General features: G+C 41.8%; 12 protein-coding genes and 1 other annotated feature. Of the genes, 11 read left to right on the top strand and 1 reads right to left on the bottom strand.

Going from position 1 to position 12,210, the window contains the following annotated elements:
* Positions 1–11 precede the first annotated feature (11 nt).
* On the bottom strand, positions 12–1,124 hold the full coding sequence (gene ald, locus M1F56_RS03695) for an alanine dehydrogenase (protein ID WP_247916892.1): 1,113 nt from the start codon (positions 1,122–1,124) through the stop codon (positions 12–14).
* A 176-nt stretch (positions 1,125–1,300) separates the two neighbouring features.
* Between ald and M1F56_RS03690 the strand changes: the two genes are divergently transcribed.
* From M1F56_RS03690 to M1F56_RS03640, 11 genes are all read left to right on the top strand, one after another.
* Entirely contained in the window at positions 1,301–1,870 is a 570-nt protein-coding gene (locus tag M1F56_RS03690) for a GNAT family N-acetyltransferase (RefSeq protein WP_247916891.1), read from the top strand.
* Between the two features lie 66 nt (positions 1,871–1,936).
* Positions 1,937–2,587: a helix-hairpin-helix domain-containing protein gene (locus tag M1F56_RS03685; RefSeq protein WP_247916890.1), complete on the top strand. Its 651-nt coding sequence runs from the start codon at positions 1,937–1,939 to the stop codon at positions 2,585–2,587.
* Positions 2,571–4,811, top strand: coding sequence for a DNA internalization-related competence protein ComEC/Rec2 (locus M1F56_RS03680; RefSeq protein WP_247916889.1), 2,241 nt, complete (start codon positions 2,571–2,573; stop codon positions 4,809–4,811). Before M1F56_RS03685 ends, M1F56_RS03680 begins: the two co-directional genes overlap by 17 nt.
* Positions 4,812–4,883: 72 nt before the next feature.
* Positions 4,884–5,015: a sequence feature (ribosomal protein L20 leader region), on the top strand.
* Positions 5,016–5,030: 15 nt separating this feature from the next.
* Positions 5,031–5,561, top strand: coding sequence for a translation initiation factor IF-3 (gene infC, locus M1F56_RS03675; RefSeq protein WP_000848184.1), 531 nt, complete (start codon positions 5,031–5,033; stop codon positions 5,559–5,561).
* A 32-nt stretch (positions 5,562–5,593) separates the two neighbouring features.
* A complete protein-coding gene (gene rpmI / locus M1F56_RS03670) occupies positions 5,594–5,794 on the top strand; it encodes a 50S ribosomal protein L35 (RefSeq protein WP_001125942.1) in 201 nt (66 codons plus the stop codon).
* A gap of 51 nt (positions 5,795–5,845) precedes the next feature.
* Entirely contained in the window at positions 5,846–6,205 is a 360-nt protein-coding gene (gene rplT, locus M1F56_RS03665) for a 50S ribosomal protein L20 (protein ID WP_060955522.1), read from the top strand.
* Positions 6,206–6,261: 56 nt separating this feature from the next.
* Positions 6,262–6,642 carry a lactoylglutathione lyase gene (gloA, locus tag M1F56_RS03660; RefSeq protein WP_000157148.1) on the top strand — a complete coding sequence of 127 codons (381 nt, stop codon included), beginning with the start codon at positions 6,262–6,264 and terminating at the stop codon, positions 6,640–6,642.
* A 245-nt stretch (positions 6,643–6,887) separates the two neighbouring features.
* On the top strand, positions 6,888–7,688 hold the full coding sequence (locus M1F56_RS03655; RefSeq protein WP_247916888.1) for a dihydroorotate dehydrogenase electron transfer subunit: 801 nt from the start codon (positions 6,888–6,890) through the stop codon (positions 7,686–7,688).
* A complete protein-coding gene (locus tag M1F56_RS03650; protein WP_247916926.1) occupies positions 7,651–8,637 on the top strand; it encodes a dihydroorotate dehydrogenase in 987 nt (328 codons plus the stop codon). The genes M1F56_RS03655 and M1F56_RS03650 overlap by 38 nt, the downstream gene beginning before the upstream one ends.
* Positions 8,638–8,747: 110 nt before the next feature.
* The gene (locus tag M1F56_RS03645; RefSeq protein ID WP_247916887.1) at positions 8,748–11,000 is read left to right on the top strand and encodes a glucosaminidase domain-containing protein; all 2,253 of its coding nucleotides are present in this window, start codon (positions 8,748–8,750) and stop codon (positions 10,998–11,000) included.
* A gap of 167 nt (positions 11,001–11,167) precedes the next feature.
* Entirely contained in the window at positions 11,168–12,187 is a 1,020-nt protein-coding gene (locus M1F56_RS03640) for a DNA/RNA non-specific endonuclease (protein WP_247916886.1), read from the top strand.
* Positions 12,188–12,210 lie beyond the last annotated feature (23 nt).

Genomic DNA, 12,210 nt, shown 5'->3' with positions numbered 1-12,210 from the left:
AGTGTCTAGCTTTAAACAAGTTCGTCGATAGACGTGTAATCTTTATCGAGGCCTTGAGCAACTGGCAGACTAGTTAAGTAACCTTGATAAGTGGTCACACCTTGACGCAAGCCCTCATCCTCAGAGATTGCTTGTGCGAATCCTTTTCCAGCCAGAGCTTCGATGTAAGGAAGGGTGACGTTGGTTAGGGCGATAGTAGAAGTACGAGCAACCGCACCAGGAATGTTGGCAACGGCATAGTGGAGAACACCGTGTTTTTCATAGACGGGTTCATCGTGGGTTGTCACACGGTCAGCTGTTTCGATAACGCCACCTTGGTCAACAGCTACGTCAACGATGACAGAGCCTGGACGCATTTGTTTGACCATCTCATCTGTCACTAATTTCGGAGCCTTGGCACCAGGGATGAGAACTGCACCAATCACCACATCAGCATCTCTCACACTTGCTTCGATGTTGAATGAATTGGACATAAGAGTTTGGATTTGGTTTCCAAAGACTTCTTCTAGAACTGAGAGTCGTTTGGCACTGATATCTAAAATAGTCACTTGAGCACCGAGTCCAAGGGCAATGCGGGCAGCATGTGTACCGACGACACCACCACCGATGATGGTTACTTTTCCTTTTGAAACACCTGGTACACCACCTAGTAGGACACCAGAGCCACCAGCTTGCTTAGTAAGGAAGTGAGCTCCGATTTGAACGGCCATACGACCTGCAACTTCACTCATAGGAACGAGGAGTGGTAGTTGTCCTTGATTGTCACGGACCGTTTCATAGGCAATTCCTGTTGTTTTGGCTGCTAGCATAGCATCTGCCAATTCTGGAGCAGCGGCCATGTGCAAGTAAGTGAAGAGGAGAAGATCATCACGCAAATAACCGTATTCAGAAGCTAGTGGTTCTTTTACTTTCACGACTAATTCGGCAGCCCAGGCTTCAGCAGCAGTAGCGACAATCTCAGCTCCTTGCTTTTGATAGTCCGCATCAGTAAATCCTGAACCGAGACCAGCATTTGTTTCGATGAGAACACGATGTCCACGACTGACTAAACTGTGGACGCCAGCAGGAGTGAGGGCAACACGGTTTTCATTATTTTTAATTTCTTTTGGGATTCCGATTAACATAGAGATAACCTACCTTTCAATTGACGGTCTTGTTTTAGTTGTCACATTCCATTTCATAAATCAAAAATGTGATGGTTTTATTGTATATGAAACCGCTTCAAAAATCAAGAAAAACTTGTCTTCCAAATTTATTTATGCTAGACTAGTGAGAATCAAGCTCTAATGGAGGGAAAAGTATGGAATCAATATTTGTGAAATTTGCCCAGTATCCATCTATAGAAACGAAGCGTTTATTGCTCCGACCTGTAACCTTGGATGATGCGGAAGCTATGTTTGAGTATGCATCAGACAGAGAAAATACACGCTACACTTTTCCAACAAATCAAAGCCTAGAAGAGACCAAGAACAACATCGCTCAGTTCTACTTGGCCAATCCCTTGGGACGGTGGGGGATCGAACTAAAAAGCAATGGTCAGTTTATTGGAACTATTGATTTGCACAAGATTGACCCCATTCTCAAAAAAGCAGCTATTGGTTACATTATCAACCAAAAGTATTGGAATCAAGGATTGACGACAGAAGCCAATCGTGCCGTGATTGAGCTGACTTTTGAGAAGATTGGAATGAACAAGTTAGTTGCTTTACACGATAAGGATAATCCCGCGTCAGGAAAGGTCATGCAGAAATCAGGTATGCGCTTTTCCCACGAAGAACCATATGCCAGAATGGATAATAAAGAACCAGGTCGAATCATCACAAGAGTTCATTATGTCTTGACCAAGGAAGATTATTTTGCAAATAAGTAAGCAGTTGAAAAGATTTTTCAGCTGTTTTTTTCTTTCTCTTACGAATAACTTAAGAGAGGAGAAAATATGGAAGCAATTATCGAGAAAATCAAAGAGTATAAAATCATTGTCATCTGTGCTGGTTTAGGTTTAGCTTTAGGCGGATTTTTCCTGCTAAAGCCAGCTACACAAACATCTGTGAAAGAAACAAATTTGCAGACCGAAGTTGCAGCCGTTTCAAAGGATTCATCGGCTGAAAAAGAAGTGAAGAAGGAGGAAAAGGAAGAGTCTCCTGAACAAGATCTGATCACAGTGGATGTCAAAGGTGCTGTCAAATCGCCAGGGATTTATGATTTGCCAGTTGGCAGTAGGGTTCATGATGCCGTTCAGAAGGCAGGTGGCTTGACAGAGGAGGCAGATAGCAAATCGCTCAATCTCGCTCAGAAAGTCAGTGATGAGGCTCTTGTCTATGTTCCAACTAAGGGAGAAGAAGCAGCTAGTCAGCAGGCTGCCTCTGAAACGACTCCCTCGACAAGTAAAGAAAAGAAGGTCAACCTCAATAAAGCTAGTCTGGAAGAACTCAAGCAGGTCAAAGGCTTGGGAGGAAAACGAGCCCAGGATATTATCGATCATCGTGAGGCAAATGGTAAATTCAAGTCGGTAGATGAACTCAAGAAGGTCTCTGGCATTGGCGCTAAGACCATAGAAAAGCTAAAAGACTATGTTACAGTGGATTAAGAATTTCCCTATCCCCCTAATCTATTTGAGTTTTCTGTTACTCTGGCTTTACTATGCCATTTTTGGAGCGTCCTATCTCGCACTGCTAGGTTTTGTTTTTTGGCTGGTCTGTCTCTTTTTCCAATTTCCTTGGAAATCGGCTGGTAAAGTTCTAGCTATTTGTGGAGTTTTTGGATTTTGGTTTCTGTTTCAAACTTGGCAACAGACACAAGCTAGTCAAAACCTAGTGGATTCTGTTGAGAGGGTACGGATTTTGCCTGACACTATTAAGGTCAATGGAGATAGTCTGTCCTTTCGGGGAAAGGCTGAAGGCCTCACCTTCCAAGTTTACTATAAACTCCAGTCCGAGGAAGAGAAAGAGCACTTTCAGGCCTTAACAGATCTTCATGAGATTGAACTAGAAGGAAAACTTTCCGAGCCAGAAGGGCAGAGGAATTTTGGTGGCTTTGACTACCAAGCCTATCTGAAGACTCAGGGGATTTACCAAACTTTGACTATCAAGAGTATCCAATCAATGAAAAAGATTAGCAGTTGGGATATAGGAGAAAATCTGTCCAGTTTACGTCGAAAAGCTGTAGTTTGGATCAAGATGTACTTTCCAGATCCTATGCGCAACTATATGACAGGTCTTCTTTTCGGACATCTAGATACTGATTTTGAGGAGATGAATGAGCTTTACTCTAGTCTTGGTATTATCCATCTCTTTGCCTTGTCAGGTATGCAGGTGGGCTTCTTTATGGATGCCTTTAAGAAACTCCTCTTACGATTGGGCTTGACCCAAGAAAAGTTGAAGTGGCTGACTTATCCCTTTTCTCTTATCTATGCTGGTTTGACAGGATTTTCAGCATCGGTCATTCGCAGTCTCTTGCAAAAGTTACTGGCCCAACATGGCTATAAGGGTTTGGATAATTTTGCCTTGACGGTCCTTGTCCTCTTTATCATCATGCCCAACTTTTTCCTGACGTCAGGAGGTGTCTTGTCATGCGCCTACGCCTTTATCTTGACCATGACTAGCAAAGAAGGCGATGGGTTCAAGGCTGTTGCCAGAGAAAGTCTGATCATTTCCTTGGGAATATTGCCCATTCTATCCTTTTATTTTGCAGAATTTCAACCTTGGTCTATCCTTTTGACTTTTGTCTTTTCCTTTCTGTTTGATGTGGTCTTCTTGCCGCTTTTGTCCATCTTATTCATTCTGTCCTTCGTTTACCCAGTCACTCAGTTTAACTTTATTTTTGAGTGGTTGGAAGACATCATTCGCTTGGTATCGCAGATGGCAAGCAGGCCCTTGGTCTTTGGTCAACCCAACGCATGGCTTTTGATTCTACTGTTAATTTCCTTGGCAATACTGTATGATTTTAGGAAAAACATCAAAAGACTAGCAATACTAAGCTTGTGTGTCATGGAGCTCTTTTTCTTGACCAAATATCCGCTAGAAAATGAAATCACCATTCTGGATGTTGGGCAAGGGGAAAGTATTTTCCTACGGGATGTAACTGGTAAAACCATGCTTATAGATGTGGGAGGAAAGGCAGAATCTAGTAAGAAAATAGAAAGATGGCAAGAAAAGACGACGACCAGCAATGCCCAGAGAACCTTGATTCCCTATCTTAAAAGTCGCGGAGTAGCCAAGATTGACCAGCTGATTTTGACCAATACAGATAAGGAGCATGCTGGCGATTTGCTGGAGGTGACCAAAGCTTTCCATGTCGGGGAAATTTTAGTATCAAAAGGAAGTCTGACACAAAAGGAATTTGTAGCGGAACTACAAGCGACTCAAACCAAGGTGTGCAGTGTGACAGCAGGGGAGAACTTGCCAATTTTTGGCGGTTACTTAGAAGTCCTATCTCCAAGGAAGATTGGAGAAGCTGATTCCTACGACTCCTTGGTTCTTTATGGGAAACTCTTGGATAAGCACTTTCTCTTCAGTGGAAACTTAAAAGAGAAGGGAGAGAAGGAACTTTTAAAGCAATACCCTAACTTAGAGGTGGATGTTTTGAAGGCAGGCCAACATGGTTCTAATGCATCATCAAATCCAGTTTTCCTAGAAAAACTCAACCCAGAGCTTTCTCTCATCTCAGTTGGAAAGAACAATCGTGCAAAACTCCCCCATCAGGAAACCTTGACACGACTGGAAAGTATCAAGAGTAAGATTTACCGAACTGACCAGAACGGAGCCATTCGGTTTAAAGGGTGGAATAGTTGGCGAATTGAAACGGTTCGATAAAATAGACAAACTTTTCGAAAAATTGACTTTTTATCTTGACAAGGAATAGAAAACTTGGTATCATATAAAAGTTGAGAAAAGCAGAAGTGAGAGCTTCTCGCCTTGTGACATCAAGTTGCCTGGCCCTACGGATGAAAAGTTTCTAAGAAACGCTATCATAACGTGCGGGCTTGTATCATTACGAGCCCGCTCTTGTTTTTCTCTAATAATAAAAAAGAGGTGAAAACCATAGCAAAGCAAGACTTATTCATCAATGATGAAATTCGTGTACGTGAAGTTCGCTTGATCGGTCTTGAGGGAGAACAGCTAGGTATCAAGCCACTCAGCGAAGCGCAAGCATTGGCTGATAGTGCAAATGTTGACTTAGTATTGATTCAACCCCAAGCAAAACCGCCTGTTGCTAAAATTATGGACTACGGTAAGTTCAAATTTGAGTACCAGAAAAAGCAAAAAGAACAACGTAAAAAACAAAGTGTTGTTACTGTGAAAGAAGTTCGTCTGAGTCCAACTATCGACAAGGGTGACTTTGACACAAAACTTCGCAATGCACGCAAGTTCCTTGAAAAAGGAAATAAAGTTAAGGTATCCATTCGCTTTAAAGGGCGTATGATCACCCATAAAGAGATTGGTGCAAAAGTTTTAGCCGAGTTTGCTGAAGCAACACAAGATATTGCGATCATCGAACAACGAGCTAAGATGGATGGACGCCAAATGTTCATGCAGTTGGCGCCAGCAACTGACAAAAAATAAGTGTCAGAAAGTTAAATAAAGGAGAAAAAATCATGCCAAAACAAAAAACACACCGCGCATCAGCTAAACGTTTCAAACGTACAGGTTCTGGTGGACTTAAACGTTTCCGTGCTTACACTTCTCACCGTTTCCACGGAAAAACTAAGAAACAACGTCGTCATCTTCGTAAAGCATCTATGGTGCATTCAGGAGATTTCAAACGTATCAAAGCAATGCTTACTCGCTTGAAATAATAGCCTAACAGTAAGTAAACAATTCTAGGAAATATTTGGAGGAAATAAAACATGGCACGTGTTAAAGGTGGCGTTGTATCACGTAAACGTCGTAAACGTATTCTTAAATTAGCAAAAGGTTACTATGGAGCTAAACACATCTTGTTCCGTACTGCAAAAGAACAAGTAATGAACTCTTACTACTATGCATACCGTGACCGTCGTCAAAAGAAACGTGACTTCCGCAAATTGTGGATCACTCGTATCAACGCGGCAGCTCGTATAAACGGACTTTCATACTCACAATTGATGCATGGTTTGAAATTGGCTGAGATCGAAGTAAACCGTAAAATGCTTGCTGATTTGGCTGTTAACGATGCAGCAGCTTTCACAGCTCTTGCAGATGCAGCGAAAGCAAAACTTGGTAAATAAGACAGATAAGACTGGTACAGGATTGTCCCAGTCTTTTTTGACATAAAGGAGAATATATGGCTTCAAAAATGCTACACACTTGTTTGCGAGTAGAAAACCTTGAAAAATCAATTGCATTCTATCAAGATGCTTTTGGTTTTAAAGAATTGCGTCGCAGAGATTTTCCAGACCATGCCTTCACGATTGTCTATCTAGGACTTGACGGTGATGACTACGAGTTGGAATTGACCTATAACTATGACCACGGCCCTTATGTGGTTGGAGATGGCTTTGCCCATATCGCCCTCAGTACACCTGACCTTGAGGCACTTCATCAAGAACATAGTGCGAAAGGCTATGAGGTTACAGAGTCAAAAGGCCTACCTGGAACCCCACCAAACTATTACTTTGTCAAGGATCCTGATGGCTACAAGGTCGAAGTGATTCGTGAAAAATAATCCAGTACAGTCAAGTAGAATGTTCGTTTTCTACTTGACTTTTTTACTTTGAAAGAGTATACTAATACAAATTTAACCTTTAAGGGGAGTTCAGAGAGACTCACAAGGTGTCAGATAAAAGTGATAGGGAACTCTCTGTGGAGACTTTTTAGGTGTGCGCACGAGTTCTGTCCTATCTCGACTGAGACCTTGCAATAGCAAGGTCTTTTCTTTATCTGATCCCCTTAAATTTAAGGAGGAAAATCATGAATCCCACATGTAAGAAGCGTTTGGGTGCCATTCGTTTGGAGACCATGAAGGTGGTCGCTCAGGAGGAAATTACGCCAGCAATCTTTGAATTAGTTCTAGAAGGAGAAATGGTTGAAGCTATGCGAGCAGGCCAATTTCTACATCTACGTGTGCCTGATGATGCCCATCTCTTGCGCCGTCCTATTTCAATTTCGTCTATCAATAAGGATAAGAAGCAGTGTCATCTCATTTATCGGATTGAGGGTGCTGGTACAGCTATTTTTTCAACCTTACGTCAGGGAGATACTCTTGATGTGATGGGGCCTCAGGGAAATGGTTTTGACTTGTCTGATTTAGACAACCAGAGCCAAGTTCTCCTCGTTGGTGGTGGGATTGGTGTTCCACCCTTGCTTGAGGTGGCTAAGGAATTGCATGCGCGTGGGGTGACAGTAGTGACAGTCCTCGGTTTTGCGACTAAGGATGCTGTTATTCTCGAAACCGAATTGGCCCAATATGGTCAGGTCTTTGTAACGACAGATGATGGTTCTTATGGCATTAAGGGAAATGTATCTGTTGTTATCAATGATTTAGACAGTCAATTTGATGCGGTTTACTCATGTGGGGCACCTGGAATGATGAAGTACATCAATCAAACCTTTTATGACCACCCAAGAGCCTATCTATCTCTGGAATCTCGTATGGCTTGTGGGATGGGGGCTTGCTATGCCTGTGTCCTAAAAGTCCCAGATAGTGAAACCGTCAGCCAACGTGTCTGTGAAGATGGCCCTGTTTTCCGCACAGGAACAGTTTTATTATAAGGAGAAAATTATGACTAACAAACGTTTACAAGTTTCTCTCCCTGGTTTGGATTTGAAAAATCCCATCATTCCAGCATCAGGCTGTTTTGGTTTTGGTCAAGAGTATGCCAAGTACTATGATTTAGATCTTTTAGGCTCCATTATGATCAAGGCGACAACACTTGAACCCCGTTTTGGTAATCCTACTCCAAGGGTGGCAGAAACACCTGCTGGTATGCTCAATGCAATCGGTTTACAAAATCCTGGTTTAGAAGCTGTTTTGGCTGAAAAACTTCCTTGGTTGGAAAGAGAATATCCTACGCTTCCTATCATCGCAAATGTTGCAGGCTTTTCAAAACAAGAGTACGCTGCCGTTTCTAGAGGAATTTCCAAGGCTGCAAATGTAAAAGCTATCGAGCTCAATATCTCTTGTCCGAATGTGGATCATGGCAATCATGGACTTCTGATTGGGCAAGATCCTGACTTGGCTTATGAAGTGGTAAAAGCGGCTGTGGAAGCCTCTGATGTGCCAGTCTATGTCAAGCTTACTCCTAGTGTAACAGATATTGTCACCATCGCAAAAGCAGCAGAGGATGCAGGAGCAAGTGGCTTAACCATGATCAATACTCTTGTCGGTATGCGCTTTGACCTCAAAACTAGAAAACCAATATTAGCCAATGGAACGGGTGGGATGTCAGGCCCAGCAGTTTTTCCGGTCGCCCTCAAACTCATTCGTCAAGTCGCCCAAACCACAGACCTTCCCATCATTGGAATGGGGGGAGTGGATTCGGCTGAAGCAGCGCTAGAAATGTATCTGGCTGGTGCCTCTGCCATTGGGGTTGGAACAGCCAACTTTACCAATCCTTATGCCTGTCCTGATATCATCGAACATCTACCAAAAGTCATGGATAAATATGGCATTAGCAGTTTGGAAGATCTCCGTCAGGAAGTCAAAGCCAGTCTGAGATAAACTAGGTCTTCCTTATTGTCAACAAGAAATAGAATCTTCATCAATTTGTAATATTTCCGTCGGTTAACTATGTTACAATAGGGTTTAGAAAACGTTATTGGAGCATTTAAATGAAACGATGGAAAGTGGCCCTAGTAAGTGCTGGCTTATTGGGGTGTTTTTTTACTGTAGTGGAGACAGCAAGAGCTGAAGAAGGTACATGGCAAGGAAAGACCTACCTCAAAGCAGATGGGAAGCCAGCAACCAAGCAATGGCTTTTTGACCAAACGCATCAGAACTGGTTTTATCTTAAAGATGATGGTCAACGTGCGGAAAACGGTTGGTTGACTGTTGCTGGTAAGGACTACTATTTTGATGCTAATGGAATCTTGGCTACAAATACTTGGGTCAACCAATATTATGTCAATGCTAATGGTGCCAAGGCCAAGGACCAGTGGCTTTTTGACCAAGAAGGACAGAGCTGGCTTTACCTTAAGGCTGATGGTCAGAGAGCTAAAAACGAGTGGATTACTCAAGGACAGGAAAAATATTACCTTAAAGAAGATGGCAAGATGGCCAAGGATGAGTGGATCACTCAAGGTGAAGACCAGTACTATGTCAATTCTCAAGGGAAAATGCTGAAAAGTACTTGGCTTGGTAAGAACTATTTGTCGGAAAATGGTAATAAGGTCAAACAAGGTTGGATTTATGATGATAACTATAGCAGTTGGTTCTACATTCAACAAGATGGTACCTATGCTGAAAATGGCTGGCAAACTATAGATGGAAAGGACTACCATTTCAAATTTGGAGGCTATCTTTCTACCGAGCGCTGGATTGGCCGCTTCTATGTTGCAAAGAGTGGAGCTAAACTGAAATCCGAATGGCTCTTTGATAAGAATTACGATTCTTGGTTTTACTTGAAAGCAGACGGTAGCTATGCCGAAAAAGGCTGGGAAACGATTAAAGGTAAAGATTACCATTTCAAATTTGGAGGCTATCTTTCTACTGAACGTTGGATTGACCGCTTCTATGTTGCAAAGAGTGGAGCTAAACTGAAATCCGAATGGCTGTTTGACAAAAATTATAACTCGTGGTTTTACTTGCAAGCAGACGGAACCTATGCTGAAAAAGGCTGGGAAACGATCAAAGGCAAGGATTACCATTTCAAAACCGGTGGCTACCTCTCTACGGAAACTTGGATTGACCGCAGTTATGTGACGAGCAGTGGAGCAAAAGCTGGCAAAGGGTGGCTCTTTGACAAGAATTATAACTCTTGGTTCTATATTAACTCTGATGGAAATTATGCCAATAAAGAATGGCTCTGGGATAATGGTTACTACTATCTCAAATCTGGCGGTTATATGGCTGCAAGTGAGTGGGTGTGGTACAAGAACAATTGGTTCTACCTCAAGTCAAACGGGAAGATGGCTGAGAAAGAGCTTATCTACGATTCATCCGACCAATCATGGTACTACCTTAAATCAGGCGGTTATATGGCAAAAAACGAGACTGTAGATGGTCATACCTTGGATGCTTCCGGTAAATGGCATGTTGCGGATAAAACCAAATATTACAAAGTTAAACCCATCACAGCCTATGTCTACAGTGCATCTGGAGAAATCTTGAGTTACATTAATCAAGGAAGCATTGTCTCACTGGATAGCTCTACTCGAAAAGGTGGCCGACTTGCAGTTTCGATTTCTGGCTTGTCTGGCTATATGAATCAAAGTGATTTGACAGCAGTGGATGAAGGAAGCGAATTTATCCCTCATTATACTACTGATGGGAAATTCCTCTACCATGAACTCTCTCCTTATACGAGTATCAAAGTAGCTCCACACACATCTGCAATGATTATTGGTAAGAAGTACTACTCAACTGACGGAGAGCATTTTGATGGCTTTACCATTAAAAATCCTTTCCTTTATAAAAACTTGAGAGAGCCAAGTAATTATAGTGCAGCTGAATTGGATAAACTGTATTCGATGATGAACTTGCAGGATAGTCCTCTAGCAGCTAAAGGAGCGACTTTCAAAGAAGCTGAGGAACGCTATGGTGTCAATGCCCTTTACCTAATGGCACATAGTGCCCTTGAAAGTGCGTGGGGACGCAGTCAAATTGCCAGAGATAAGAACAACTTCTTTGGTATTTCTGCTTATGATACTAGCCCATATCTCTCAGCCAAAAGCTTTGATAATGTGGACAAAGGAATTCTCGGAGCAGCCAAGTGGATTCGTGAGAACTACATCGACTATGGCAGAGACCACCTTGGAAACAAGGCAACAGGAATGAATGTTCGCTATGCTTCAGATCCATACTGGGGTGAGAAGATAGCCAGCATCATGATGACCATCAATAGCAAACTTGGTGGGAAAGACTAATCAAAAGAAATCAACGGTAACTACTGAAAAGTGGTTATCGTTTTTGTTTTGGACATTGGGGGAGAAATAGTATAATAACAGTATATTTATTCTTGAACAATTAACAAAATGATGGTAAAATGTAATAGGAGATATTAATCTAATCACCATATAAAAAGGAGATTTTTATGAAAAAGCTACTATCCTTCTCAATTGCCTTGATTTCAATCACAACACTAGTTGCTTGTTCTGGACATAAGGCGGAATCAAAGGTCCCAGAAGAAAAAATTGAACAGAAGCAAATCAAGTTTGATGAAAAGTTGTTTAAAGAAGCTGGACTCTTGCCTTTTAAAAATGAGAAGCAACTAGAACTTGGGGAATTGGATTCCAAATCACGCGCGACGGGTGCTCATATTCAACTCAAGGATAGCGATGAGCCGACTGAGAAGAGAGAGTCCAAGTTGACTTATGATCCAGTTGGATGGCACAACTATAAATTCTTTTATGGTGATGGTAAAAAAGAAGCTTGGTTAATGAATCGAGGCCATTTGATTGGGTACCAGTTTAGTGGATTGAACGATGAAAAGAAAAACTTGGTTCCAATGACTAACTGGCTCAATGCTGGAAATTATTCTGGAACAGATGACCAAAACCAAAGTAGCATGCTTTATTATGAAAATCGATTGGACTCCTGGTTGGCCAATCACCCAAACTACTATCTTGATTATAAGGTGACCCCAATCTATCAAAAAGATGAATTAATTCCGAGACAAATTGAATTACAGTATGTGGGAATTGATGAAAATGGCAAACTCTTGGAAATCAAGTTAGGTGGTAGTAAGGAAAAGGTTGATCAGTATTCGGTGACGCATGTTATTTTAGACAACGTTTCAGCTAATGCGGAAATCAATTATTTGGATGGTACTGCCAAAAATACAGTTGAAAACAAAGAAGAAAAAGCCAAGAAGGAAGCTGAGGAAAAAGCCAAGAAAGAGGCTGAGGAAAAAGAAGCAACTGAAAAGAAAGCAAAAGAAGAAGAACAAGAAAAAGCACGTCAGGCTGCACAAGAAAAGGAAGAAAGTCAGAAATCAAACTCGCAATCAACAAATTCAGGTGGCTACTTCAGAGATAGAAAAGGGAGATGGCACAGACCAAATGGTAAATTTGCTTCTAAGAAAGAAATCAGAGAAGCTGGATTGCAGTGGTAGGAAGAATTTAGTAGATATACAGT

The organism is Streptococcus oralis (genome assembly GCF_023109005.1).
In the GTDB taxonomy this organism is placed as follows: Bacteria; Bacillota; Bacilli; order Lactobacillales; family Streptococcaceae; genus Streptococcus; species Streptococcus oralis_BU.
This window is presented reverse-complemented; position numbering and strand designations above follow the sequence as displayed.

What these genes read in the sequence shown, in the direction of transcription:
- rplT (WP_060955522.1), top strand. Translation starts at nt 5,846, where the DNA reads ATGGCACGTGTTAAAGGTGGCGTTGTATCACGTAAACGTCGTAAACGT.
- M1F56_RS03655 (WP_247916888.1), top strand. Translation starts at nt 6,888, where the DNA reads ATGAATCCCACATGTAAGAAGCGTTTGGGTGCCATTCGTTTGGAGACC.
- M1F56_RS03650 (WP_247916926.1), top strand. Translation starts at nt 7,651, where the DNA reads ATGGCCCTGTTTTCCGCACAGGAACAGTTTTATTATAAGGAGAAAATT.
- M1F56_RS03680 (WP_247916889.1), top strand. Translation starts at nt 2,571, where the DNA reads ATGTTACAGTGGATTAAGAATTTCCCTATCCCCCTAATCTATTTGAGT.
- M1F56_RS03640 (WP_247916886.1), top strand. Translation starts at nt 11,168, where the DNA reads ATGAAAAAGCTACTATCCTTCTCAATTGCCTTGATTTCAATCACAACA.
- gloA (WP_000157148.1), top strand. Translation starts at nt 6,262, where the DNA reads ATGGCTTCAAAAATGCTACACACTTGTTTGCGAGTAGAAAACCTTGAA.
- M1F56_RS03645 (WP_247916887.1), top strand. Translation starts at nt 8,748, where the DNA reads ATGAAACGATGGAAAGTGGCCCTAGTAAGTGCTGGCTTATTGGGGTGT.
- rpmI (WP_001125942.1), top strand. Translation starts at nt 5,594, where the DNA reads ATGCCAAAACAAAAAACACACCGCGCATCAGCTAAACGTTTCAAACGT.
- ald (WP_247916892.1), bottom strand. Translation starts at nt 1,124, where the DNA reads ATGTTAATCGGAATCCCAAAAGAAATTAAAAATAATGAAAACCGTGTT.
- M1F56_RS03685 (WP_247916890.1), top strand. Translation starts at nt 1,937, where the DNA reads ATGGAAGCAATTATCGAGAAAATCAAAGAGTATAAAATCATTGTCATC.
- M1F56_RS03690 (WP_247916891.1), top strand. Translation starts at nt 1,301, where the DNA reads ATGGAATCAATATTTGTGAAATTTGCCCAGTATCCATCTATAGAAACG.